This window comes from Streptomyces sp. NPDC002328 (assembly GCF_042890065.1).
Classification (GTDB): domain Bacteria; phylum Actinomycetota; class Actinomycetes; order Streptomycetales; family Streptomycetaceae; genus Streptomyces.
Genome location: NZ_JBIARQ010000007.1, coordinates 34,108 through 58,466 on the forward strand (window position 1 = coordinate 34,108; position 24,359 = coordinate 58,466).

The following is a 24,359-nucleotide window of genomic DNA, read 5'->3' on the forward strand; positions in this document are numbered from 1 at the left end:
TCTCAGTCCCTACTTCCACGGGGGTTCCACCGGCTCCGCCGCGACGCCGGGACGGTCCGGCCCACGATCACGGTCCGACGGGACTCCTTGGCGGGTGCGTCGTCCTTGCGGCCGCCGAGGGCCCGGCGGACGCCGTAGCCGAAGGCGGCGACCTTCACGAGCGGGCCGCCGAAGGTGGAGGCGACCGTGGTGGACAGCGCGTGCGCGTTCGACGTGACCTCCTGGACGTCGGATGCGATCGCGTCGACCCGGTCGATCTGGGTCTGCGCGGAGCGCACCGCCGAAGAGGCCTCCGCCAGCAGCGGGACGGCCTGTTCGGTCACGTCCGCGACGAGTTTGGTGGTCGCCCTGAGCGTCTGGGCCAGCCTCGCCAGCGCGACGGCGAGGAACGAGACCAGGATCGCCCAGAACACGGCCACCAGGATCCCGGCCACCTCTCCACCGGACACCGTGCACCTGCTTCCGCTCTTCGGCGACATCGACGACATCGATTCGGGTTCCGAGCCTATCGCGCCGACACCGCCGGTCCGTACCGGATAACGCGCCGCTCGGGAGTCCGCTCGGGGATGCGCGAAGGCCCGTCGTCCCGCCCGCCCCGAGGGGCAGGGAGACGACGGGCCAGGGCGCGGAGGTCCTACGGCCGGCTGAGGATCAGCGGGCGTAGTACTCGACGACGAGCTGCTCGTCGCAGATCACCGGGATCTCCTTGCGGTTCGGCTCACGGTCCAGGCGGAAGGCCAGGGCGCGGAGGTTCACCTGGAGGTAGCGCGGGGTCTCGCCGTCGGGGGCGAAGCCGCCCTCACGGGCGATGGAGAAGAGGGTCTTCTCGCGGCTGCGCTCGCGGACCATCACGACGTCGTCGGGACGGACGCGGAACGACGGCTTGTCGACCTTCTGGCCGTTGACCTCGATGTGGCCGTGGACGACCATCTGGCGGGCCTGGTAGATCGTGCGGGCGATGCCCGAACGCAGGACCAGGGCGTCGAGACGACGCTCCAGCTCGATGATCAGGGCCTCACCGGTCTTGCCCTGGACCTTGGAGGCACGCTCGTAGGCGCGGACGAGCTGGCGCTCGGACACGTCGTACTGCGCGCGCAGACGCTGCTTCTCGAGCAGACGGACCTTGTAGTCCGAGTTCTGCTTGCGGCCGCGGCCGTGCTCGCCCGGCGGGTAGGGGCGGGCCTCGAAGTACTTGACGGCCTTCGGGGTCAGCGCGATGCCGAGGGCACGCGACTTCTTGACCTTGGGGCGGGACTGGTTCGCCACTTCTTTTTCCTTTTCCGTTTCGGCTGCCTCAGGGTTACGGGAGGTCGCATCCGCAGCCGGGGAATTCCCGACGGGCCACGAGGGACTCGTCAGGCAGCCGCTCCCCTGGTCTGGGCACATACGTGCAGCACACGAACGGCCCACCGACCGGTCCCGGGACTCCGGGCGGTGGTGGGCTGCCCGCGACACCTACGACGGTGCGCGACGCTCCTGGATCAACAGATCCGGCTGGATGTCCCGCCTGAGGCGCCGACCGGAGCCGGACACGGGACGCAGCGCTTCGGGAAGTCTACAGGGTGGTCACGACCGCTTCCGACCCAGGTGCTTCCTGGTCCACTCCACGGCGTCCGCGTACCGGGCCTCGGAGCCGTGCCGGGTCGGGGTGTAGTACTCGCGGTCCTTGATCGCGTCCGGCGCGTACTGCTGCGCGGCGATCCCCTCGGACAGGTCGTGCGGGTACACATAGCCCTGGGCGTGCCCCAACTGGGCCGCGCCCTTGTAGTGCCCGTCCCGCAGGTGCGCGGGCACCGGCCCGGCCAGGCCCTTGCGGACGTCGTCCAGGGCGGCGCCGATCGCGGTGGTCGCGGCGTTCGACTTGGGGGCCAGGGCGAGGGCGATGGTGGCGTGGCTGAGGGTGAGGGCGGCCTCGGGGAAGCCGATCATGGCGACGGCCTGGGCGGCGGCGACCGCGATCGGCAGGGCGTTCGGGTCGGCGAGGCCGATGTCCTCGCTGGCGGAGATCATCAGCCGGCGGGCGATGAACCGGGGGTCCTCGCCGGCCTCGATCATGCGGGCCAGGTAGTGCAGGGCGGCGTCGACGTCGGAGCCGCGGATGGACTTGATGAGGGCGCTGGCGACGTCGTAGTGCTGGTCGCCGGCGCGGTCGTACTTCACCGCCGCCCGGTCGACCGTCTCCTCCAGCGTCTCCAACGAGACCTCGGCCTCGCCCTTGTCCAGGGCGGCCCCGGCGGCGGCCTCCAGGGCGGTCAGGGCCCGGCGGGCGTCGCCGCCGGCGATGCGCAGGAGGTGGTCCTCGGTGTCCTTCGGGAGGGTGACGGCGCCCTTGAGGCCGCGTTCGTCGGCCAGGGCCCGCCGGAGCAGCCCGCGCACGTCGTCGTCGGTGAGGGGTTCGAGGGTGAGCAGCAGCGAGCGGGACAGCAGCGGGGAGATCACCGAGAAGTAGGGGTTCTCGGTGGTCGCGGCGATCAGCGTCACCCAGCGGTTCTCGACGGCCGGGAGGAGGGAGTCCTGCTGGGCCTTGCTGAAGCGGTGGATCTCGTCGAGGAAGAGGACGGTCTCCTTGCCGTACCCGCCGGTGGCGCGGCGCGCGCCGTCGATGACCGCGCGGACCTCCTTGACGCCGGCGGTGATCGCGGAGAGCTCGACGAAACGCTTGTCGGTGGCCTTGGAGACGACGTAGGCCAGGGTGGTCTTGCCGGTGCCGGGCGGGCCCCAGAGGATCACCGAGGAGGGCCCGGCGGGGCCGGCGGGGCTGCCCGTGCCTTCGCCGACCAGACGGCGCAGGGGCGATCCGGGCTTCAGCAGATGCTGCTGGCCCACGACCTCGTCGAGGGCGCGCGGGCGCATCCGGACCGCCAGGGGGCTGCCGGCGGGCTCCTTCTCCTGGCGGTCTTCGGCTGCGGCGGTGAACAGGTCGGGCTCCACACCGAAACCCTAAATCACGGCACTGACAATCCCGCCGGGCCCATGGACCGCGGGCTCAGCTGATCCAGAAGTCCCACCAGCGGGTGAGGATCAGCATGCCGATGATGCCGATGTGCAGCACCGGCAGCACCCAGGTGAACTCGCCGAAGAAGCTCTTCAGCCAGTTCGGCGCGGGGATGAAGCCGTTGCGCACGTTGAACGAGGTCACGTACCAGAACATGAAGATCGTCGCGACCCAGGCCAGGCAGCACCACAGGCACAGGGCGTTGATCCGGTACAGGGACTGGAACATCAGCCAGGCGCAGAAGGAGACCCCGAACAGGGTGCCGGCGTTGAAGGTGAGCCAGTACCAGCGGGGGAAGCGGGCCCGCGCGAGCAGGCTCATGCCGACGCAGACGACCATGCCGTAGGCGACGAGGCCGAGCATCGGGTTGGGGAAGCCGAAGACGGCGGCCTGCTTGCTCTCCATGACGCTGCCGCAGGAGACCACGGGGTTGAGGCTGCAACCGGGCGTGAACGTCTCGCCGGCGACCTTGGCCTCGAGCAGCTTGAACTTGTCGATCGTGATGACCCACGCGGCGAGCAGACCGGCCGCGCCGGTGATCACCAGCAGCAGGGCGAACGCGCGGCTGCCGCCCGCCGTCCCCGGCGCGGCCGCGTCGGCGCGCTCCGGCTCGGGTTCGGTGGAGACGTCTCTGACTGTCGTCTTGCTCATCACGCCGATTCCGTCACTTGAGAGTTGGGCGTTCCCCGGACACGGCTCATTGTGCCGCACGCACCCGTGTGTCCACCGTTCGGTGGACATAAGGAAGGACACCCGGTCGTCCCTGAACGTGCGGTTCCGGACGAGTCTGATCGGCATGACAGCACACGCGAACGAACTCGCGGTGGACGTGCGGGGGCTGCGCAAGCAGTACGGCGACGTGACCGCGGTCGACGGCATCGATCTGGGAATCCGCCGGGGCGAGGTGTTCGGCCTGCTGGGGCCCAACGGGGCGGGCAAGAGCACGACGGTGGAGATCCTCCAGGGCAACCGTTCCCGGGACGCGGGCGAGGTGTCCGTCCTGGGTTCGGATCCGGCGCACGGCACACGCGCGTGGCGCTCGCGGGTCGGGATCGTCTGGCAGGACGAATCCGCGCCCGCCGAGTTGACGGTCCGCGAGACCGTGCGGCATTTCGCGGGCTACTACCCGCGGCCGCGGGACCCGGCGGAGGTCATCGGGCTGGTCGGTCTGGAGGCGAAGGCGGACAGCCGGATCAAGGCGCTCTCCGGCGGGCAGCGCCGCCGTCTCGACGTGGCGCTCGGCGTGATCGGCGGCCCCGACCTGCTGCTCCTGGACGAGCCGACCACGGGTTTCGACCCGGCGGCCCGCCGCCAGTTCTGGGACCTGATCCGCAAGCTGTCGGACGAGGGCACGACCATCGTGCTGACCACGCACTACCTGGAGGAGGCGGAGGCGCTCGCGGACCGGCTGGCCGTCGTCGCCCAGGGCCGGATCGTCGCCGAGGGCGATCCGGGCGGCCTGCGGAAGCGCTACGGCACCGGCGCCGTCGTGGAGTGGACGGAGCAGGACGGCGCCCCGCGCTCGGCACGCACGGACACGCCGACCAGGACCGTCGCCGAGCTGGCGCGCCGCTTCGACGGCGAGATCCCGGGGCTGCGGGTGAGCCGTCCCACGCTGGAGGACGTCTACCTCCGGCTGACCGGACAGGAGGACGCCCGATGACCACGACCGCCGTACGCGCCCGCACGGACGCCCTCGCCGAGAAGCTGCCCGGCGCCTGGGGCATCGGCCTCCAGCGGGGCGCCCTGGAGCTGAAGCAGTTCTTCCGGCAGCGCGACCAGGTGGTGTTCACCTTCGCCTTCCCGGTGGTGTTCCTGTTCCTGTTCGCGTCGATCTTCCGGGACGACGTGCGGGGCGCCGGCATCAACGCCTCGCAGCTGTACGTCCCGGCGATGATGGCCGCGGGCATCATGTCGACGAGTTTCCAGTCCCTCGGCATCTCCATCGCGATCGAGCGGGACGAGAAGGTGCTGCGGCGGCTGCGCGGCACGCCGATGCCGGCGGCGGGGTACTTCCTAGGCAAGATCTGGCTGGTGCTGGTCACCGGCGTCCTGGAGACGGCGCTCCTGCTGGTCGTCGGGACGGCGTTCTACGACATCGACCTGCCGTCGGACCCGGGCCGCTGGTTCGCCTTCGCCTGGATTTTCGTGCTGGGTCTGACGGCGTGCGCGCTGCTCGGCATCGCGATCAGTTCGGTCCCCAAGTCGAGCAAGAGCGCGTCCTCCGTGGTCGTCCTGCCGTTCCTGGTGCTCCAGTTCATCTCCGGGGTGTACATCGCGATCAACACCATTCCGGACTGGATGCTGAACATCGGCGCGCTGTTCCCGCTGAAGTGGATGTGCCAGGGGCTGCGCGGGGTGTTCCTGCCGGACTCGGCGCGGGTCCTGGAACAGGCCGGGGCTTGGGAGTTCGGCCGGATCGCCCTGGTGCTCGGGGCGTGGTGCGTCGGAGGATTGCTCCTGTGTCTGCTGACCTTCCGCTGGAAGAACCGGCGCGACGGATGAGCGGTCCGGCCATGACGGGCGGTGCGTACACCTGGGACCGCTCGTTCCGGCTGTGGGACTCCTACTTCGCGCTGATCTGGCTGGCCACCCTGGTGTTCGTGCTCGGCGCGGGCACGCCGGGGTGGCCGGTGCGCGCCGCCGCGGCGGGGCTGCTGGTGCCGCTGGTGCCCCTGTTCGTGTGGGTGGGACGTCCGCTGCTGCGGCAGGACCCGCCCGACGCGCGCCGGGCCCTCGGCTATCTGCTGGCGGCGATGGCGCTGTTCCTGCCGTCGGCGGTCCTGGTCGGCGAGACCCGGCTGATGACCTTCGCGCTCGTCCCGCAGTGCTTCATGACGCTGCGGATGCGGTGGGCGCTGGCGGCGGTGGCCTTCGTCAACCTGGCGCCGGTGCTGGGCTGGGCGCTGCTGTGGTGGCCGGACGACGAGACGGTCTTCTTCAACGGCATGTTCGCGGTGGTCACCCTGGGTTTCTCGGTGGCCGTCGGCACCTGGGTCATCCGGATCATCGAGCAGAGCCAGGAGCGCGCCGAGCTGATCGCGGAGCTGGACGAGAGCCGGCACGAGGTGTCGCGGCTGTCCGCCGCGCACGGCGCCCTGGCCGAGCGGGAGCGGATGGCGCGGGAGATCCACGACACCCTCGCCCAGGGGTTCACCAGTCTGCTGATGCTGGTCCAGGCGGTGGAGGCCGAGCTCGACCACGACGTGGCGCAGGCCCGCCGTCATCTGGCGCTGATGGACGAGACGGCCCGGCTGAACCTCGCCGAGGCCCGCGCCCTGGTCGCCGGGGGCGCGCCCGCCGACCTGGAGGGGGCCTCCCTGCCGGACGCCCTGCGCCGGCTGGCCGCCCGTCACGAGGCGACGCTCGACGTGACCGGTCCGGTGCGTCCGCTGCCCGCCGGACCGGAGGTGGTGGCCCTGCGCGCCTGCCAGGAGGCGCTGGCGAACGCCCGTAAGCACGCGGGGGCTTCGTCGGCGGTCGGCATCACGCTGGCGTACGCCGACGACACGCTCACCGTGGCGGTGCGCGACGACGGCCGCGGCTTCGAGCCCGCGTCCGCCGTCGTCGGCGCCGGCGGCTACGGACTGGCGGGGCTGCGGGCCCGGGCCACCGAGGTCGGCGGCACCGCCCTGATCCGCAGCGCCCCCGGCGACGGCACGACCGTGACCGTCCGCCTGCCCGTACCGCCCGCGAGGAGCTCATCGTGATCCGGATCATCCTGGCCGACGACCATCCCGTCGTACGGGAGGGCCTGCGGGCCATGCTGAGCGCGGAACCGGACCTGGAGGTCGTCGCCGACGCGTCCAGCGGGCCGCAGGCGGAGGCGCTGGCCGCCGAACTGCGGCCGGACATCGTGCTGATGGACCTGCGGATGCCGGGGGGCGGGGGCGTGGACTCCATCGTGCGGATGACGGAGGCGGCGCTGCCGTGCCGGGTGATCGTCCTGACGACGTACGAGACGGACCGGGACATCCTGCGGGCCGTGGAGGCGGGGGCGGCGGGCTACCTGTTGAAGGACCTGCCCCGGGGGCAGTTGGCGGAGGCGGTACGGGCCGCCGCGCGGGGCGAGACGGTGCTCGCGCCGTCGGTGGCGGCCCGCCTGGTCGACCAGCTCCGCACGAGGCCGGAACGGCCCCGGCTGTCTGCCCGCGAGACGTCGGTACTGCGACTCGTCGCGGAGGGCTGCACCAACGCGGACATCGGGCGGCGCCTGTACATCGGCGAATCGACGGTGAAGACCCACCTGTTGCGGGTCTTCACCAAGCTGGGGGTGGACGACCGCACAGCGGCGGTGACGAGCGCGATGCGCCACGGCCTGCTGGACTGACCCGCCCCTGGGGGCTCCGCCCCCAGACCCCCGGGCCTATGCCCACCCACCACCCGACTCGGTTGGAAAAGGGTGAGCCCAATCAAGCCCGGGGACGCAGCCCCCGGGGACCTCAGCCCAGCCTCGACTCCAGCTCCGCCACGATCTCGTTCACGCCGACCGCCCGCTGCTCCCCCGACTCCATGTCCTTCAACTGGACGACGCCCTCGGCGAGATCCCGCTCACCGGCGACGATCGTGTAGCGCGCCCCACTGCGGTTGGCGTTCTTCATCGCCCCCTTGAGCCCCTTCGCCCCGTAGGAGAAGTCGGCGGCGACACCGAGCTTGCGCAGCTCGGTCACCTTGGCGAACAGCACCCGCCGGGCCTCCTCCCCCAGCGGCACCGCGAACACGCTCGTGGACGCGGGGAGTTCGAGCGAGACACCCTCCGCCTCAAGCGCGAGCACCGTACGGTCGACGCCCAGCGCCCACCCCACGGACGGCAGCGCGGGCCCGCCGATCATCTCGGACAGCCCGTCGTAGCGCCCGCCGCCGCCCACCGCGGACTGCGACCCCAGACCGTCGTGGACGAACTCGAAGGTGGTGCGCGTGTAGTAGTCCAGGCCGCGGACCAGCTTCGGGTCGTCCTCGAAGGCGACGCCCGCCGCGGTGATCAGCTCACGGACCTCCTCGTGGTACGCCTTGCAGGCGTCGCAGAGGTAGTCGCGCAGCAGCGGCGCGTCCGTCAGCTGCTTCTGGACGTCCGGCCGTTTGTCGTCGAGGACGCGCAGCGGGTTGATGTCCGCCCGGCGCAGCGTGTCCTCGTCGAGGTCCAGCCCGCGCAGGAAGTCCTGGAGCGCGGCCCGGTACACCGGCCGGCACTCCTTGTCGCCGAGGCTGTTGAGCAGGATCCGGAAGTTCCGGAGCCCGAGCGAGCGGTAGGACTGGTCGGCCAGGATGATCAGCTCGGCGTCCAGCGCCGGGTCCTCCGCGCCGATCGCCTCGGCGCCGACCTGGGAGAAGTGGCGGTAACGCCCCTTCTGCGGGCGCTCGTAGCGGTAGTACGAGCCGGAGTACCAGAGCTTGACCGGCAGGTTGCCGGCCTTGTGGAGGTTGGCCTCCAGCGCGGCGCGCAGCACGGAGGCGGTGCCCTCGGGACGCAGGGCCAGCTTGGTGCCGCCCTTGGTCTCGAAGGCGTACATCTCCTTGGTCACGATGTCGGTGGACTCGCCGACACCGCGCGCGAAGAGCTCCACGTTCTCGAAGCCGGGCGTCTCGATGTAGCCGTAGCCGGAGTTGCGCAGCGGCGCGGCGATCGCCTCACGGACGGCGAGGTACTTCGCGGACTCGGGCGGCAGAAGGTCGTACGTGCCCTTGGGGGCCTGAAAGGTACTCACGGAAGGTCTCTCGTCACATTCCTCGTCGGGGAGCCCGGGGTGCTCCCTGGCCGTCGGCCGCCACCTGTCGCAGATACGGGTTGGCGGCGCGCTCCTGGCCGATGGTCGTCTGGGGGCCGTGGCCGGACAGCACCACGGTCGAGTCGTCGAGCGGCAGGCACACGCGTGCCAGCGAGTCGAGCATCTCGGCCATGTCGCCGCCGGGCAGGTCGGTGCGTCCGATGGAGCCGGCGAACAGCAGGTCGCCCGAGAAGAACACGGACGGGACGTCCGCGGTCTCGGGCATCCGGAAGGTCACCGACCCCTTGGTATGCCCCGGCGCGTGCGCGACGGACAGCTCCAGGCCCGCCAGGTCCAGCTTCGCGCCGTCGGCCAGCTCCCGGACGTCGTCCGGCTCCCCCACCGTCAGCTCGCCCATCAGCGGCATCCCGATGGACCGGCCGAGCGCCTTCTCGGGGTCGCTCATCATGTAGCGGTCCTCGGGGTGGATCCAGGCGGGCACCTCGTGCGCGCCGCACACCGGGACGACCGAGGCCACGTGGTCGATGTGGCCGTGGGTGAGGACGACGGCGACGGGCTTGAGCCGATGCTTCCTGATCGCTTCCTCGACTCCGGGGGCCGCCTGATGGCCCGGGTCGATGATCACGCACTCCTCACCGGCGGCGGGGGCGACGAGATAACAGTTCGTCCCCCAGGCCCCGGCGGGGAACCCGGCAATGAGCACGATCGTCCTTCGTTTGTAGCGGTACGGGTGGGCTTGCGAGCGACTGCGCCCGTCGTCAGAGCCTACCGGCGCTGCCGATTCCTCAGCGAACCCATATACGGTACGGGGCACACGCAGGCGGACGGCTCACAAGACGCACGCGTACCCGTCGACGTACGAGACGCATGAGGAGAGAACCCGGTGGTCACCCAGGAACAGCGCAAGCGACAGCTCGCCCGGGAGAAGTTCTTGCGGCAGCAGCAGCGCCGCACGGCGGCGCGGCGCAAGACGCGCATGCGCAACTCGGTGATCGCGTCGGTCCTCGGCGTGATCGTGGTGGGCAGTCTGACGCTCTACACCACGGACGCCCTCAAGGGCGACGACAAGGCGAAGGCGAGCTCCGAGACGAGCCCGTCCCCCACGCCCAGCGCGGTCAAGGACCCGTGCGAGAAGGCCGCCGCGGGCTCGGTGAAGACGGAGACCTGGAAGAAGGAGCCGGCGGTCACCATCGACAAGTCGGCGAAGTACACGATGAAGCTGGACACGACCTGCGGCGCGATAGACATCGCGATGAAGGCGTCGGCGGCCCCGCACACGGTGAACTCGTTCAACTTCCTCGCCGGCAAGGGCTACTTCGACCACACCAAGTGCCACCGTCTGACCACCAACGGCATCTACGTGCTCCAGTGCGGCGACCCGACGGGCAGCGGCAGCGGCGGTCCGGGCTACACCATCCCGGACGAGAACCTGAAGGACGCGAGCCTGAAGAACAACGTCTATCCGGCGGGCACGGTCGCCATGGCGAACACCTCGCAGCCCAACACCGGCGGCAGCCAGTTCTTCCTGGTCTACCAGGACAGTCCGCTGCCGCCCAGCTACACACCGTTCGGCACCGTGTCCGAATCGGGCATGGCGGTGCTGAAGAAGATCGTCGGCGCCGGCGAGAGCACGGGAGCCGGTGACGGCGCCCCGAACGCGACGGTCGTGATCAACAAAGCGACAGTCTCGAAGTCCTGACCGCAAGGCGGCCATCTGCGGAATTTCGGTGGCGCTGGATGCGGACAGGCGGCCCGCCGGTCGCCTATGTTGGCCGTGACGAAACTGTGGACGATGCCCGGGGGCCTGAATCCCCTCGTCGGCATCATGTGGAGGAGGCGCTGTGAGCAGCGACCCGTGGGGCCGCGTCGACGAGACGGGGACCGTGTACGTGCGTACGGCCGACGGCGAGCAGGTCGTCGGTTCCTGGCAGGCCGGCTCCCCTGAGGAGGCGCTGGCCTACTTCGAGCGCAAGTACGAGGGCCTGGTTGTCGAGATCGGCCTCCTCGAGAAGCGAGTGCAGACCACCGACCTGTCGGCGAAGGACGCTCAGGTCGCCATCGACCACATCCGCGAGCAGGTCGACGCGCATCACGCGGTCGGCGACCTGGACGCGCTGCGGACCCGGCTGGACAAGCTGGTGAAGACGGTCGAGTCGCGCCGCGAGGAGCGCAAGCAGCAGCGCGCGAAGCAGTCCGACGAGGCCCGCAAGGCCAAGGAAGACCTGGTCGCGGAGGCGGAGCAGCTGGCGCAGTCCGACCAGTGGCGGGCCGCCGGTGAGCGGCTGCGCGCGCTGGTGGACACCTGGAAGGGTCTGCCGCGTCTGGACCGCAAGTCGGACGACGAGCTGTGGCACCGGTTCTCGCACGCGCGCTCGGCGTTCTCCAAGCGGCGCAAGGGCCACTTCGCGCAGCTGGACGCGCAGCGCGAGGAGGCCCGCCGCACGAAGGAGCGGCTGGTCTCCGAGGCCGAGGCGCTGTCCGGCTCGACGGACTGGGGTCCGACGGCGGCGCGCTACCGCGAGCTGATGGCGGAGTGGAAGGCGGCGGGCCGCGCGCAGCGCGAGCACGAGGACGATCTGTGGAACCGCTTCCGCGGCGCCCAGGACGTGTTCTTCGCCGCCCGCAGCTCGGTCTTCGCTGAGCGGGACGCCGAGCAGTCGGAGAACCTGAAGCTGAAGGAGGAACTGGCCGAGGAGGCCGAGAAGATCCTCCCGGTCACGGATCTGAGGTCGGCGCGGGCCGCGTTCCGCTCGGTCAACGAGCGCTGGGAGGCCATCGGCCATGTGCCGCGCGACGCCCGGCCGAAGGTCGAGGGCCGGATGCACGCGGTGGAGCGGGCGATCCAGGAGGCCGAGGAGGCCGAGTGGCGCCGGACGAACCCGGAGGCGCGTGCGCGTGCCGAGGGTCTGACCGGTCAGCTCCAGGCCGCCGTGGACAAGCTGCGGGGCCAGATCGAGCAGGCGCGCGCCCAGGGCAACTCCGCGAAGGCGGACAAGCTGGAGCGGGAGCTCGAGGGCCGGCAGGCGCTGCTGGACCAGGCGCTGAAGGGTCTTCAGGAGTTCGGCGGCTGAGGATTCACCGATCACAGGGAGAGGCCCCCGTACGGGAAGTACGGGGGCCTCTCCCTGTGTGCTCCGCCCTGTGCGCTCCGACCTGCGCGCCTCTGTGCGCGCTTCTGCGGGCTACTCGGACGGCCTGCGCGCCGAGGTGACCCGGTAGACGTCGTAGACGCCCTCGACGCCGCGTACGGCCTTCAGGACGTGTCCGAGGTGCTTGGGGTCGCCCATCTCGAAGGTGAAGCGGGAGGTGGCCACCCGGTCGCGGGAGGTCTGGACGGCCGCGGAGAGGATGTTGACGTGCTGGTCGGACAGGACCCGGGTGACGTCCGACAGCAGCCGGGAGCGGTCCAGGGCCTCGACCTGGATGGCGACCAGGAAGACCGAGGACTGGGTCGGCGCCCACTCCACGTCGAGGATGCGCTCCGGCTCCCTCGACAGTGACTCCACGTTGACGCAGTCGCTGCGGTGAACCGATACGCCACTACCGCGCGTGACGAAGCCGATGATGGGGTCGCCGGGCACGGGCGTACAGCAGCGGGCCAGCTTGACCCAGACGTCGTCGACGCCCTTGACCACCACACCGGGATCGTTGTTGCTGCGCCGCTTGCGGCCGCGGGTGCGGGACGGCGGGACCGCCTCGTCGATCTCCTCGGTGGCCGCCTCCTCGCCGCCGAGCGCCTGCACCAGCTTCTGCACGACGTTCTGCGCGGCCACATGGCCCTCGCCGATCGCCGCGTACAGCGAGGAGATGTCCGGGTAGCGCATCTCGTGCGCCAGCGTCACCAGCGAGTCGCCGGTGAGGATCCGCTGGATCGGCAGGTTCTGCTTGCGCATCGCGCGCGCGATGGCGTCCTTGCCCTGCTCGATCGCCTCGTCGCGGCGCTCCTTGGAGAACCAGGCCCGGATCTTGTTGCGGGCGCGCGGCGACTTGACGAAGCCCAGCCAGTCGCGGGAGGGGCCGGCGCCGGGGGCCTTGGAGGTGAAGACCTCGACCAGGTCGCCGTTGTCCAGGGTCGATTCGAGCGGGACGAGCCTGCCGTTGACCCGCGCTCCTATGGTGCGGTGGCCGACCTCGGTGTGGACCGCGTAGGCGAAGTCGACGGGGGTGGCGCTGGCGGGCAGCGCTATCACGTCGCCCTTAGGCGTGAAGACGAAGACCTCGTTGCGGGAGAGGTCGAAGCGCAGGGACTCCAGGAACTCGCCCGGGTCCTCGGTCTCCTTCTGCCAGTCGAGCAGCTGCCGCAGCCAGGCCATGTCGTTGAGGTGGTCGTCCTTGCCGGTGGTCCTCGGCGCGTCCGAACGCACCTTGGAGGCGCCGGCGACGGCCTCCTGCTTGTACTTCCAGTGCGCGGCGATGCCGTACTCGGCGCGGCGGTGCATGTCGAAGGTGCGGATCTGGAGTTCGACCGGCTTGCCGTTGGGGCCGATGACCGTCGTGTGCAGCGACTGGTACATGTTGAACTTGGGCATCGCGATGTAGTCCTTGAACCGGCCGGGGACCGGGTTCCATCGCGCGTGCACCGTGCCGAGGGCCGCGTAGCAGTCGCGGACGGTGTCCACGAGGACGCGGATGCCCACCAGGTCGTAGATCTCCGCGAAGTCACGGCCGCGGACGATCATCTTCTGGTAGACGCTGTAGTAGTGCTTCGGACGGCCGGTGACAGTCGCCTTGATGCGGGCGGCGCGCAGGTCGGCCTGGACCTCGTCGGTCACTATGGCCAGGTACTCGTCACGCTTCGGCGCCCGCTCGGCCACCAGCCGGACGATCTCGTCGTACATCTTGGGGTAGAGGATCGCGAAGGCGAGGTCCTCCAGCTCCCACTTGATGGTGTTCATGCCCAGGCGGTGGGCGAGCGGCGCGTAGATCTCCAGGGTCTCGCGCGCCTTCTTCTCCTGCTTCTCGCGCTTGAGGTAGCGCATGGTGCGCATGTTGTGCAGGCGGTCGGCGAGCTTGATGACCAGGACACGGGGGTCCTTGGCCATGGCGACGACCATCTTGCGCACGGTCTCGGCCTGCGCGGCCTCGCCGAACTTGACCTTGTCCAGCTTGGTGACGCCGTCGACGAGGAGGGCGACCTGGTCGCCGAAGTCGCGGCGCAGGTCCTCCAGGCCGTACTCGGTGTCCTCGACGGTGTCGTGGAGCAGGCCCGCCATGAGGGTGGCCGGGTCCATGCCGAGTTCGGCGAGGATCGTGGTCACCGCGAGGGGGTGCGTGATGTACGGGTCGCCGCTCTTGCGCTTCTGGCCGCGGTGCCAGCGCTCGGCGACCTGGTAGGCCTTCTCGATCTGGCGGAGCGTGGCCGTCTCGATCTTGGGGTCGTTGCTGCGCACGATCCGCAGCAGCGGTTCCAGCACCGGGTTGTACGGGTTCGCGCGCTGGACGCCGAGACGGGCCAGGCGGGCGCGGACGCGGTTGGAGGAGCCGGAGCGGGCGGACGGCTGCGCGGCCGTCTGCCGGGAGACCGGCGTGGCCGCGGGGCGCTCGGCCGGGGCCGGCTTGGGGCGGGACTCTCCGGCCGGCTTGTCGACGGGCGCGGAGCGGTCGTGCTCGACCGGCCCGCGGGCGTCGTTCTGCGATTGCGACGCGGGCGTGGCCGCGGGCGCCGAGGCGGACTCGGGCTTGGCGGCGGTCAGGTGCTGGGCCTCGTCTGGCAAGAGGACTCCTCGTGCGCGATCCGGGTCCCCCGGTCAGGCTCCGGAACACCCATCGTAGCGATGCCCGGCCCCGGGATCGCCTTCAGTCCGATGTGAGAGCCGTCTACTCGTGCAACACGAGGGGCGGGCGCCGGATTCCTCCGGGCCCGCCCTGTGTTCGTATCGCGTTCGCACGGCGTGGGTGCGGCCGTCCGTCAGACGGTGAGCAGCGCCTCCAGGGGCGCTCCGTCGAGGGCCGGCTCCAGGCGGGGCCGGCCGGCGAGGAAGCCGAGCTCCATCAGGACGGCGACGCCCGCCACCCGCGCGCCCGCGCGCTGGATGAGCTGGATCGACGCCTCGGCGGTGCCTCCGGTGGCGAGGACGTCGTCGACGATCAGGACGCGGTCGTCGGCGGTGAGGTCCTCGGCGTGGATCTCGATCTCCGCCGAGCCGTACTCCAGGTCGTAGGCCTGGGCGAGGGTGGCTCCGGGGAGCTTGCCCGCCTTGCGGACCGGTATGAAGCCGATTCCGGCGCGGACGGCGACCGGGGCGCCCAGGATGAAGCCCCGGGCCTCCAGGCCGACGATCTTCGTGGCGCCGGTGCGCTCGGCGATCTCGGCGAACGCGTCGGTGAGCGCGGTGAACGCCGCCGGGTCCGCGAGCAGCGGGGTGATGTCCTTGAACATCACCCCGGGCTCGGGGTAGTCGGCCACGTCACGGATGCGGCTGAGCAGCAGCTCCTTCACGTCGGTCATCGGCGCTTCCCCGAGGGTCGGCCGCGGCCCCGGGTGCGGGACGCGGCCTGGGAACGCGGGCCGACGACCGCGGCGGCGTCCTCCGGCTCGGCCCCGTGCGCGTCGCCGCCGTGGGACTCGGCGGACTCCTCGCCGGCCAAGGACTGGGCGCGCTTGGCGAGGACCCGCTTCTTCAGGGCCTTGTACTGCGGCTCGCGCTCCTTGAGGTCGGCGACGAGCGGGGTGGCGATGAAGATCGAGGAGTAGGCGCCGGCCGCGAGACCGACGAACAGCGACAGCGAGATGTCGTTGAGCGTGCCCGCGCCGAGGAAGCCGCCGCCGATGAACAGCAGGCCGGCGACCGGCAGCAGCGCGACGACCGTGGTGTTGATGGAGCGGACCAGGGTGCCGTTGATCGACCGGTTGGCGATCTCGCTGTAGGTGAAGCGGGTCTGCTTGGTGAGGTCCTTCGTCTGTTCCTTGAGGGAGTCGAAGACGACGACCGTGTCGTACAGCGAGTAGCCGAGGATGGTCAGCAGACCGATCACCGTGCCCGGGGTGACCTCGAAGCCCACCAGGGCGTAGATGCCGACGGTGATGGTGATGTCGTGGATCAGGGCGATGAGCGCGGCGATGGCCATACGCCACTCGAACGCGATCGCCAGGTAGATCACGACCAGGACCATGAAGATCGCCAGGCCCTGCCAGGCCTTGTCGGCGATCTGGTCACCCCAGCTCGGGCCGACCAGGTCGGCCGCGATGGCCTCGGAGTCGACCTTGAAGTCCTCGGCGAGGGCCTGCTTGACCTTGTCGGACTGCTGGGTGTCCATGCCGGCGATCTGGATGCGCAGCGAGCCGTCGCCGAGCTTCTGCACGACCGCCTCGTGGCCGGCCGCCTCCTCGGCGGCTGTCTGCGCCTCGGAGACGGAGACGGAGGTGCCCTTGGCGGTGGTGAAGACGGCGCCGCCCTGGAAGTCGATGCCCATGTTCAGGCCGCGCACCGCCAGGCCGACGATGGCCGTGATGGTGATCAGGATCGAGATGCCGTACCAGAGCTTGCGGTGGCCGACGAAGTCGTAGCTGACCTCGCCGCGGTGCAGTCGGGCACCGAGGTTGCCGAGTTTCGACATCGCTCAGGCCTCCTTCGTCTCGACGGGGCCGGCCGCGGAACCGGCGGGACGGCGGGTACGGCGCAGCGGCGGCTGGGCGCCCAGGCTCTTCGGGTCGAGGCCGGACCACTTGTGTCCGCCGGAGAAGAACTTGCGGCGCGCGGCCAGGGTCATCAGCGGCTTGGTGAAGAAGAACACCACGACGACGTCGAGCACGGTGGTCAGGCCCAGCGTGAACGCGAAGCCCTGGACCTTGCCGACGGTGACCACGAAGAGCACCGCGGCGGCGAGGAACGACACGAAGTCGGAGACCAGGATGGTGCGCCGGGCGCGCGGCCAGGCGCGCTCGACGGCGGGGCGCAGGGAGCGGCCCTCCCGGATCTCGTCCCGTACGCGTTCGAAGTACACGATGAACGAGTCCGCTGTGATGCCGATGGCGACGATGGCACCGCAGACGGCCGGCAGGTTCAGCGCGAAGCCGATGGCCGGGCCGAGCAGCGACATGAGCACATAGGTCAGTGCCGCGGACACCAGCAGCGAGGCGATCGCGATGACCGACAGGCCGCGGTAGTAGGCCACCAGGTAGATCACGACGAGGGCGAGGCCGATGGCGCCGGCGAGGAGACCGGCGCGCAGCTGGTCGCCGCCGAGCGCGGCGGTCACCGTGGTGACGCTCTGCTCCTGGAAGGAGAGCGGGAGGGCGCCGTAGGACAGCATGTTGGCAAGGCCCTGGGCCTCGTCCTGGGTGAAGCTGCCGGAGATCTGGGCCTGGCCGCCGGTGATGGAGGAGCTGACGTACGGGCTGGAGACGACCTCGCCGTCGAGGACGATGCCGAACTGGTTCTGCGGGTCCTGGTTCTGCGCCAGCTTGCCGGTGATGTCGGCGAACTTCTTCGCGCCCTTGGAGTTGAACTCCATGGTGACCTGCCAGCCGGCGGCGGTCTGGGTGTCGAAGACGGCCTGGGCCTTGTCGACCTCGGTGCCGTCCACGGCGGCCGGGCCGAGCAGGTACTTGTACCAGACGCCCTGGATCTCGCCGCAGCCCACGGTGGTGTCGCCGGGCTTGGCGTTCTCGCCGGCCTTGGCGCGGACCGCGCCCTTCGAGCAGTCGAGGGAGGCGTACTGGGACTGCGCCTTCGTCGCGGAGTCGCCGGCGGCGGCGCTCGCGGGGGCCGACGGGCTGGCGGAGGCGCCGGTGCTCGCGCTCGCGGAGGCGGACGGGGTGGCGTCGGCCTTCAGACCGTTGGTGACGGCGCGGCCCTGCGAGGTCGCGGAGGCGGACGGGGACGTCGAGCCCGACGGCGTGCCGGCGGACGGCTTCCCGCTGGCGGGGGCGCTGGCGGACGGGCTCGGCGAGGCGCTGGACGAGCCGCTCGCGGAGGGCGTCGGCGAGGCGCCGGCTGCGGGGCCGGTGGGCTCGGCGGCCAGGACCGGACGGAAGTACAGCTTCGCGGTGGTGCCGACCTGATCCCGGGCTTCCTCGGAGTCGGTGCCCTTGGGGATGTTCACGATGATGTTGCTGTCGCCCTGGGTCTGCACCTCCGCCTCGGTGACGCCCAGACCGTTGACACGGCGGTTCATGATCTCGACCGCGGTGTCCATGTTGGCCTTGTTGATCGCGGACCCTTGGTCGGCCTTGGCCGCCAGCGTGATGCTGGTGCCGCCGGCCAGGTCGATGCCCAGCCTCGGCGTCGTGTGCCCGGAGAGGAACATCCCCCCGGTGAGCGCCACGATGGCGATCAGGATCAGGGCCAGCGAGCGCCCCGGCTTGCTCTGGGCATTCGCGCTCCGGCCCTTCTTAGGTGCTGCCACCTTCTCGTACTCCCTCTCGGGCCGCCTCGCGCCGGGTCAGCGCGGCGGCGGCCATGACATGGTGTCGGGATCCCCTATGTGCGAGATGCGCGCACCCGGGGTGCGCGGGTCCTGCCCGCGCACCCCGGGACGTGACTACTTCTTCGCGTCGGAGTCGCCGTCGGTCTTCTTCGGCTCTTCGTCGGCCCCGGCCCCGGCCTTGGTCTCGGTCTCGGCGGTCGGCTCACCGCTCTCGGCGGGCTCGTCCTTCTTGCCGAAGTCGACGGTCTCGTCCTTCTTGCCGAAGTCGACGGGCTTGGCGTCGGTGGCGGCGGCAGCGTCGGCGGAGCCGTCGGTGTCGGTGAGGGAGGAGGCGTCGTCGGGGACGACGTCGGAGTCGGACTTCAGGTCGTGCTCGACGCCGTGGACGATGCGGTTGTACTCGTCGTCGGTCAGGACGGCGCCGATCGCGTTCTTCGCGAAGAGCAGGTCCACCCCCGGGCCGGCGTCAAGGAGGACGGTGTCCTCGTCGACCTCCTTCACCGTCGCGTACATGCCCCCGATGGTGCGGACACCGCTGCCTGGCTGCATGGCGTTGCGCATGTCCGAGGCCTGCTGCTGCTTCTTCTTCGCCGACCGGGTCATCAGGAACATGGCCCCGATGAGCACGATGAACGGGAGGAGGGTCACGAGACTCACGGGTCGGTACTTCCTTCACGCGACCGCGATGCTGAGCGGCCTGCTGGTTGGGGGTGTGTGTGCTGCCGGCAAGGGCGGCATCGGCGGAGTCTAAGCGAGTCCGCGCGCAAGGAACAACGCTCAGCATGGCACCAGGGTTCCTGCCCCGCCCGATCCGTCGCACCGGCCCGCGCCCTCGGGACCCGAAGCCCTTCGCCCTCGGGCCCCGGAGCCCCCGCCGTCAGGCCCCGAACAGGCCCTGCTGCCCGTTTCCCGGGGTGGCCTGGCGGGGCGGGGTGAGACCGAGGTGCGTCCAGGCGGCGGGCGTCGCGACGCGGCCACGGGGTGTGCGGGCGAGGAGGCCTTCGCGGACCAGGAAGGGTTCGGCGACCTCCTCGACGGTCTCACGCTCCTCCCCCACCGCGACGGCGAGCGTGGACAGGCCGACCGGGCCGCCGCCGAACAGCTTCAGCAGGGCCTCCAGGACCCCGCGGTCGAGACGGTCGAGGCCGCGGGCGTCGACCTCGTAGACCGCGAGGGCCGCCGAGGCGATGTCGCGCGTGATCACGCCGTCGGCCTTGACCTGCGCGTAGTCGCGGACGCGGCGCAGCAGCCGGTTGGCGATACGGGGCGTGCCGCGGGAGCGGCCGGAGATCTCGGCGGCGCCGTCGGCGTCGATCTCCACGTCGAGGAGGTGGGCCGAGCGGTGGATGACGCGCCGGAGTTCGTCCGGCTCGTAGAACTCCATGTGGGCGGTGAAGCCGAAGCGGTCGCGCAGCGGGGGCGGCAGCAGGCCCGCGCGCGTGGTGGCGCCGACCAGGGTGAAGGGGGGCAGTTCGAGGGGGATGGCGGTGGCGCCTGGGCCCTTGCCGACGATGACGTCGACGCGGAAGTCCTCCATCGCCATGTAGAGCATCTCCTCGGCGGGCCGGGACATGCGGTGGATCTCGTCGAGGAAGAGGACCTCGCCCTCCTGGAGGGAGGAGAGGATTGCGGCGAGGTCGCCGGCGTGCTGGATGGCGGGGCCGCTGGTGATGCGGATCGGGGCGTCCATCTCGGCGGCGATGATCATCGAGAGGGTGGTCTTGCCGAGGCCGGGCGCGCCGGAGAGCAGCACGTGGTCGGCGGTCGCCCCGCGCGCGCGTGCGGCGCGCAGGACGAGGTCGAGCTGTTCGCGGACCTTCTCCTGGCCGATGAACTCGCCCAGGTCCTTGGGGCGCAGCGCGGCCTCGACGGCCTGGTCCTCACGGTCGGCGACAGGGCCCACCAGCCGCTCGGGGGCGGTGGCGTCGGTCGTGTCGTCCCAGTTCATGGAGTGTGCCTCGGAGGTCTCGGGGGTCTCGGGGGAAGCAGGCGGCGGGTCAGCGGGCTCGGTTGAGGGTCTGGAGGGCCGCCTTCAGCAGCTGTCCCACCTGGGGGGCGCCCTCGGCGGCCTCGGCCTGCGGGGCCACGGCGGCCACGGCCTCGTCGGCCTCCCGGGTGGCGTACCCGAGGCCGATCAGGGCGGCGTGCAGCTGGTCGCGCCAGCCCTGGGTGACCGGGGCGCCGATCGCGGGCGCGCCGACGGGTTCGCCGAGCCGGTCCTTCAGTTCGAGCAGGAGTTTCTGCGCGCCCTTCTTGCCGATGCCGGGGACGGCGATGAGCGCCTTCTCGTCGCCGGTGGCCACGGCGAGGCGCAGGGCGTCGGGGCTGTGCACGGCGAGCATGGCCTGGGCGAGCCGGGGTCCGACGCCGCTGGCGGTCTGGAGCAGCTCGAAGACCTGGCGCTCGTCGTCGTCGACGAAGCCGTACAGCGTGAGGGAGTCCTCGCGGACGACGAGGGAGGTGGCGAGCTTGGCGGGCCGGCCCTGGCGCAGCGTGGACAGCGTGTTGGGCGTGCACTGGACGGCCATGCCGATGCCGCCGACCTCGACCACGGCGGCGTCGGGGGCGAGCGCGGCGATCGTGCCGCTGACGAAGGCGATCATGCCGTACGGCCTTTCGGTGCTGTTGCCTGGTGCAGGGCGACGGCCTGCTGGAGTCGGTTCTGCGCGGGGGCGCGCCAGATGTGGCAGATGGCGAGGGCGAGGGCGTCGGCGGCGTCGGCGGGCTTCGGCGGTGCGCTCAGCCGCAGCAGGCGGGTGACCATCGCGCCGACCTGGGCCTTGTCGGCGCGCCCGCTGCCGGTGACGGCCGCCTTGACCTCGCTGGGCGTGTGCAGTGCGACGGGGATGCCGCGGCGGGCGGCGCAGAGCATGGCGACGGCGCTGGCCTGGGCGGTGCCCATCACGGTCCGTACGTTGTGCTGGCTGAACACCCGCTCCACGGCGACGACTTCGGGACGGTGCTCGTCGAGCCACCGCTCGATGCCCTGCTCGACGACGACGAGGCGCGAGCCGAGCTCCGCGTCCGCGGGCGTGCGGACGACGCCGACGCCGAGCATGGTGAGCGGACGCCCCGCCACGCCCTCGACCACGCCGACACCGCACCGGGTCAGTCCCGGGTCCACCCCCAGCACGCGCACCGACGCTCTCCCTTCGCTGGTCTGTTCCCGCAGGCTATCGGGTACCACTGACAGAGCGACGGGCCGACGGGTGTGTCCCGTCGGCCCGTCGAGTGTCACGCGTGGGCGTGCGTGGGCCACGCCCCCGTACGCCGGGTCAGGCGTCGACCTTCTCCATGATCTCGTCGCTGACGTCGAAGTTCGCGAAGACGTTCTGCACGTCGTCGCTGTCCTCCAGCGCGTCGATCAGCTTGAAGATCTTCTTCGCGCCCTCCTCGTCCAGCTCGACCTGCATGGTCGGGACGAAGTTGGCCTCGGCGGAGTCGTAGTCGATGCCGGCCTCCTGGAGGGCGGTGCGGACCGCGACCAGGTCGGTGGCCTCGCTGAGGACCTCGAAGGACTCACCGAGGTCGTTGACCTCCTCGGCGCCCGCGTCGAGGACCGCGCCCAGCACGTCGTCCTCGGCCAGCTCGCCCTTGGGGACGATGACGACGCCCTTGCGGTTGAACAGGTACGAGACGGAGCCCGGGTCGGCCATGGAGCCGCCGTTGCGGGTCATGGCGACGCGGACGTCGGAGGCGGCGCGGTTGCGGTTGTCGGTGAGGCACTCGATGAGCACCGCGACGCCGTTCGGGCCGTAGCCCTCGTACATGATCGTCTCGTAGTCGGCGCCGCCGGCCTCGAGGCCGCCGCCGCGCTTGATCGCGGAGTCGATGTTCTTGTTGGGGACCGACTGCTTCTTGGCCTTCTGCACGGCGTCGTACAGGGTCGGGTTGCCCTCGAGGTCGACGCCGCCCATTCGCGCGGCAACCTCGATGTTCTTGATCAGCTTCGCGAAGAGCTTGCCGCGCTTGGCGTCGATCACGGCCTTCTTGTGCTTCGTCGTAGCCCATTTAGAGTGGCCGGACATCTGCCTGTCTCCTTCGCGTTACCCATCCAGATACGAACGCCAGGAATCCTACAAGGACTCGGTCGCCCGGTTCGCGCGCACCATGTCGACGAACAGGGCGTGCACGCGATGGTCACCGGTCAGCTCCGGGTGGAACGAGGTGGCGAGCGCGTTGCCCTGGCGGACGGCGACGATGTGGCCGTCGTGCTCGGCGAGCACCTCGGCCGCGGCGCCGACGGACTCGACCCAGGGGGCGCGGATGAAGACGCCCTCGACGGGGTCGCCGGCGACGCCCTTGACGTCGACCGCGGCCTCGAACGACTCGTTCTGCCGCCCGAAGGCGTTGCGGCGCACGATCATGTCGATGCCGCCGACGGTCTCCTGGCCCGAGCGCGGGTCGAGGATCTTGTCGGCGAGCAGGATCATGCCCGCGCAGGTGCCGTAGACGGGCAGGCCCGAGCGCACGCGCGCGCGGAGGGGCTCCATCACGCCGAACAGGACGGCCAGCTTGGAGATGGTGGTGGACTCGCCGCCGGGCAGGACGAGGCCGTCCACCTCGGCGAGTTCCTCGGGGCGCCGCACCGGCCTGGCCACGGCGTCGGCCGCGGCCAGGGCGACGAGGTGCTCCCGTACGTCGCCCTGGAGGGCCAGGACGCCGATGACGGGGGTGTCGCTCATGGGTGCTTACCAGCCCCGGTTCGCGTAGCGCTCGGCCTCGGGGAGGGTGTCGCAGTTGATGCCGACCATGGCCTCGCCGAGGTTGCGGGACGCGTCCGCGATGATCTTCGGGTCGTCGTAGAAGGTGGTCGCCTTCACGATGGCGGCGGCGCGCTTGGCGGGGTCGCCGGACTTGAAGATGCCGGAGCCGACGAAGACGCCCTCGGCGCCGAGCTGGCGCATCAGGGCGGCGTCGGCCGGGGTGGCCACACCGCCGGCGGAGAAGAGCACCACCGGGAGCTTGCCCAGCTCGGCGACCTCCTTGACCAGCTCGTAGGGGGCGCGCAGGTCCTTGGCGGCGGCGTACAGCTCGTTGTTGTCGTAGCCGCGCAGGCGGGCGATCTCGTTCTTGATCTGGCGCAGGTGGCGGACGGCCTCGACGACGTTGCCGGTGCCGGCCTCGCCCTTGGAGCGGATCATCGCGGCGCCCTCGGCGATACGGCGCAGGGCCTCACCGAGGTTCGTGGCGCCGCAGACGAACGGGGTCGTGAAGGCGAACTTGTCGCTGTGGTTGACCTCGTCGGCCGGGGTGAGGACCTCGGACTCGTCGATGTAGTCGACGCCGAGGGACTGGAGGACCTGCGCCTCCACGAAGTGGCCGATGCGGGACTTGGCCATGACCGGGATGGAGACGGCCTCGATGATGCCCTCGATCATGTCCGGGTCGGACATGCGGGCCACGCCGCCGTCCTTGCGGATGTCGGCCGGGACCCGCTCCAGGGCCATGACGGCGACGGCGCCCGCGTCCTCCGCGATCTTCGCCTGCTCCGGCGTGACGACGTCCATGATCACGCCGCCCTTGAGCTGCTCGGCCATGCCGCGCTTCACGCGCGCGGTGCCGGTCTCGGGAGCCTGGTTCTGGGTGCTGGACACGGGTTGACCTCACTGGAGTGGAAGAGGGTTCGGTGCAGCACCGAGGAAACGGGAATGGACCAGTCCACAGCAAGGGCCAATGAGAAGGCGGTGGATTTTTTTCGCCGGCGGCGGGCGCCCTGACCGCCCTAGGCGGCGCGGTCGGCCAGTGCCGCCGGCAGCTCGTCGTCCATCTCGAAGGCCATCGGGAACGGGGCGTGGCCGGCCAGCCGGAACCAGCGCACCTTGCGGTGCTCGCGCAGCCTGCGGGCCGCGCCGACGGCGTCGTTGTGGAAGCGGCGGGCCATCGGGACCCGGCGGACGGCCTCCGCCAGCTCGCGTGCCGCCGCCTCTCCCCCGGGCGCCTCCCGGACGACCTCCACCTGCTGCGTCTCGGCGAAGACCGCGCGCAGCGCCTGGCTCAGCTCGCTCTCGGCGATCTCCCGGTGCTCCTGCTCGGCCTGCCGGGCGGCGTGCGCGGCCTCGTACAGCACGATCGAGGCGGCCGGGTCGAGCACTCCGGAGGTGGCCAGCTCCTGCGCCACGGACGCCCTGCGCAGCAGTTGCGCGTCCAGTGCGGCGCGGGCGGCGTCGATGCGCGCGTGCAGCCGGTCCAGCCGTCCCGCGGTCCAGCTCAGGTACATGCCGATCGCGAGGAGGACGACGAGGATCCAGATCAGGGTCGCGGTCACG

24 protein-coding genes are annotated in these 24,359 nt (G+C 71.0%); 6 read left to right on the forward strand and 18 right to left on the reverse strand.

The genetic code is table 11. The annotated features are described in order from the left end of the window. Positions 1-2: 2 nt before the first annotated feature. From ACFYX4_RS19515 to ACFYX4_RS19530, 4 genes are all read right to left on the reverse strand, one after another. A complete protein-coding gene (locus ACFYX4_RS19515) occupies positions 3-488 on the reverse strand; it encodes a DUF948 domain-containing protein (RefSeq protein WP_389334321.1) in 486 nt (161 codons plus the stop codon). 163 nt (positions 489-651) lie between these two features. Beyond that, positions 652-1,266 (reverse strand): 30S ribosomal protein S4, encoded by a 615-nt coding sequence (gene rpsD / locus ACFYX4_RS19520; protein WP_123987943.1) that lies wholly within the window; start codon positions 1,264-1,266, stop codon positions 652-654. Positions 1,267-1,566: 300 nt separating this feature from the next. After that, positions 1,567-2,931 carry a replication-associated recombination protein A gene (locus ACFYX4_RS19525; protein ID WP_389334325.1) on the reverse strand — a complete coding sequence of 455 codons (1,365 nt, stop codon included), beginning with the start codon at positions 2,929-2,931 and terminating at the stop codon, positions 1,567-1,569. Between the two features lie 55 nt (positions 2,932-2,986). Then, positions 2,987-3,646: a vitamin K epoxide reductase family protein gene (locus ACFYX4_RS19530; protein ID WP_389334328.1), complete on the reverse strand. Its 660-nt coding sequence runs from the start codon at positions 3,644-3,646 to the stop codon at positions 2,987-2,989. A gap of 145 nt (positions 3,647-3,791) precedes the next feature. Here ACFYX4_RS19530 and ACFYX4_RS19535 point away from each other — a divergent pair, with 145 nt between their 5' ends. The 4 genes from ACFYX4_RS19535 to ACFYX4_RS19550 are packed head-to-tail and all read left to right on the forward strand — an operon-like array spanning position 3,792 to position 7,325. Next, the gene (locus tag ACFYX4_RS19535) at positions 3,792-4,658 is read left to right on the forward strand and encodes an ABC transporter ATP-binding protein (protein ID WP_389334331.1); all 867 of its coding nucleotides are present in this window, start codon (positions 3,792-3,794) and stop codon (positions 4,656-4,658) included. Beyond that, positions 4,655-5,500 (forward strand): ABC transporter permease, encoded by an 846-nt coding sequence (locus tag ACFYX4_RS19540; protein ID WP_389334334.1) that lies wholly within the window; start codon positions 4,655-4,657, stop codon positions 5,498-5,500. The genes ACFYX4_RS19535 and ACFYX4_RS19540 overlap by 4 nt, the downstream gene beginning before the upstream one ends. After that, complete coding sequence (locus ACFYX4_RS19545; protein ID WP_389335194.1) at positions 5,497-6,705, forward strand: sensor histidine kinase; 1,209 nt, start codon at positions 5,497-5,499, stop codon at positions 6,703-6,705. Before ACFYX4_RS19540 ends, ACFYX4_RS19545 begins: the two co-directional genes overlap by 4 nt. Next, positions 6,702-7,325 (forward strand): response regulator, encoded by a 624-nt coding sequence (locus tag ACFYX4_RS19550; RefSeq protein WP_389334337.1) that lies wholly within the window; start codon positions 6,702-6,704, stop codon positions 7,323-7,325. Before ACFYX4_RS19545 ends, ACFYX4_RS19550 begins: the two co-directional genes overlap by 4 nt. Before the next feature lie 112 nt (positions 7,326-7,437). Here the strand turns inward: ACFYX4_RS19550 and hisS are convergent, their stop codons facing one another. Together hisS and ACFYX4_RS19560 are read right to left on the reverse strand one after the other, a co-directional pair. Further along, positions 7,438-8,700, reverse strand: a complete 1,263-nt coding sequence (hisS, locus tag ACFYX4_RS19555) for a histidine--tRNA ligase (RefSeq protein WP_389334340.1) — start codon at positions 8,698-8,700, stop codon at positions 7,438-7,440. Between the two features lie 13 nt (positions 8,701-8,713). Then, on the reverse strand, positions 8,714-9,424 hold the full coding sequence (locus ACFYX4_RS19560) for an MBL fold metallo-hydrolase (protein WP_389334343.1): 711 nt from the start codon (positions 9,422-9,424) through the stop codon (positions 8,714-8,716). A gap of 180 nt (positions 9,425-9,604) precedes the next feature. Between ACFYX4_RS19560 and ACFYX4_RS19565 the strand changes: the two genes are divergently transcribed. Then, positions 9,605-10,420 carry a peptidylprolyl isomerase gene (locus ACFYX4_RS19565; protein WP_389334346.1) on the forward strand — a complete coding sequence of 272 codons (816 nt, stop codon included), beginning with the start codon at positions 9,605-9,607 and terminating at the stop codon, positions 10,418-10,420. Between the two features lie 142 nt (positions 10,421-10,562). Beyond that, positions 10,563-11,792, forward strand: coding sequence for a DUF349 domain-containing protein (locus ACFYX4_RS19570; protein WP_389334350.1), 1,230 nt, complete (start codon positions 10,563-10,565; stop codon positions 11,790-11,792). Positions 11,793-11,903: 111 nt separating this feature from the next. Here the strand turns inward: ACFYX4_RS19570 and ACFYX4_RS19575 are convergent, their stop codons facing one another. The 12 genes from ACFYX4_RS19575 to ACFYX4_RS19630 all read right to left on the reverse strand — a co-directional run bounded on the left by ACFYX4_RS19575 (position 11,904) and on the right by ACFYX4_RS19630 (position 24,358). Then, the gene (locus tag ACFYX4_RS19575) at positions 11,904-14,435 is read right to left on the reverse strand and encodes a RelA/SpoT family protein (protein ID WP_389334353.1); all 2,532 of its coding nucleotides are present in this window, start codon (positions 14,433-14,435) and stop codon (positions 11,904-11,906) included. Positions 14,436-14,629: 194 nt separating this feature from the next. After that, positions 14,630-15,169, reverse strand: coding sequence for an adenine phosphoribosyltransferase (locus tag ACFYX4_RS19580; protein WP_389334356.1), 540 nt, complete (start codon positions 15,167-15,169; stop codon positions 14,630-14,632). Continuing rightward, positions 15,166-16,278, reverse strand: a complete 1,113-nt coding sequence (gene secF / locus ACFYX4_RS19585) for a protein translocase subunit SecF (protein WP_389334359.1) — start codon at positions 16,276-16,278, stop codon at positions 15,166-15,168. Before secF ends, ACFYX4_RS19580 begins: the two co-directional genes overlap by 4 nt. Positions 16,279-16,281: 3 nt before the next feature. Next, positions 16,282-18,069 carry a protein translocase subunit SecD gene (secD, locus tag ACFYX4_RS19590; RefSeq protein ID WP_389334362.1) on the reverse strand — a complete coding sequence of 596 codons (1,788 nt, stop codon included), beginning with the start codon at positions 18,067-18,069 and terminating at the stop codon, positions 16,282-16,284. Between the two features lie 135 nt (positions 18,070-18,204). After that, positions 18,205-18,747, reverse strand: coding sequence for a preprotein translocase subunit YajC (yajC, locus tag ACFYX4_RS19595; RefSeq protein WP_389334365.1), 543 nt, complete (start codon positions 18,745-18,747; stop codon positions 18,205-18,207). Positions 18,748-18,967: 220 nt separating this feature from the next. Continuing rightward, positions 18,968-20,038 carry a Holliday junction branch migration DNA helicase RuvB gene (gene ruvB, locus ACFYX4_RS19600; protein WP_389334368.1) on the reverse strand — a complete coding sequence of 357 codons (1,071 nt, stop codon included), beginning with the start codon at positions 20,036-20,038 and terminating at the stop codon, positions 18,968-18,970. A 49-nt stretch (positions 20,039-20,087) separates the two neighbouring features. Further along, positions 20,088-20,693 (reverse strand): Holliday junction branch migration protein RuvA, encoded by a 606-nt coding sequence (ruvA, locus tag ACFYX4_RS19605; protein WP_389334371.1) that lies wholly within the window; start codon positions 20,691-20,693, stop codon positions 20,088-20,090. After that, the gene (ruvC, locus tag ACFYX4_RS19610; RefSeq protein WP_389334374.1) at positions 20,690-21,229 is read right to left on the reverse strand and encodes a crossover junction endodeoxyribonuclease RuvC; all 540 of its coding nucleotides are present in this window, start codon (positions 21,227-21,229) and stop codon (positions 20,690-20,692) included. Before ruvC ends, ruvA begins: the two co-directional genes overlap by 4 nt. A gap of 136 nt (positions 21,230-21,365) precedes the next feature. Further along, a complete protein-coding gene (locus ACFYX4_RS19615) occupies positions 21,366-22,118 on the reverse strand; it encodes a YebC/PmpR family DNA-binding transcriptional regulator (RefSeq protein ID WP_389334377.1) in 753 nt (250 codons plus the stop codon). A 48-nt stretch (positions 22,119-22,166) separates the two neighbouring features. After that, positions 22,167-22,775 (reverse strand): pyridoxal 5'-phosphate synthase glutaminase subunit PdxT, encoded by a 609-nt coding sequence (gene pdxT, locus ACFYX4_RS19620; RefSeq protein WP_389334380.1) that lies wholly within the window; start codon positions 22,773-22,775, stop codon positions 22,167-22,169. Positions 22,776-22,781: 6 nt separating this feature from the next. Continuing rightward, positions 22,782-23,687, reverse strand: coding sequence for a pyridoxal 5'-phosphate synthase lyase subunit PdxS (gene pdxS, locus ACFYX4_RS19625; protein WP_389334383.1), 906 nt, complete (start codon positions 23,685-23,687; stop codon positions 22,782-22,784). 128 nt (positions 23,688-23,815) lie between these two features. Further along, the gene (locus tag ACFYX4_RS19630) at positions 23,816-24,358 is read right to left on the reverse strand and encodes a hypothetical protein (protein WP_389334386.1); all 543 of its coding nucleotides are present in this window, start codon (positions 24,356-24,358) and stop codon (positions 23,816-23,818) included. Position 24,359 lies beyond the last annotated feature (1 nt).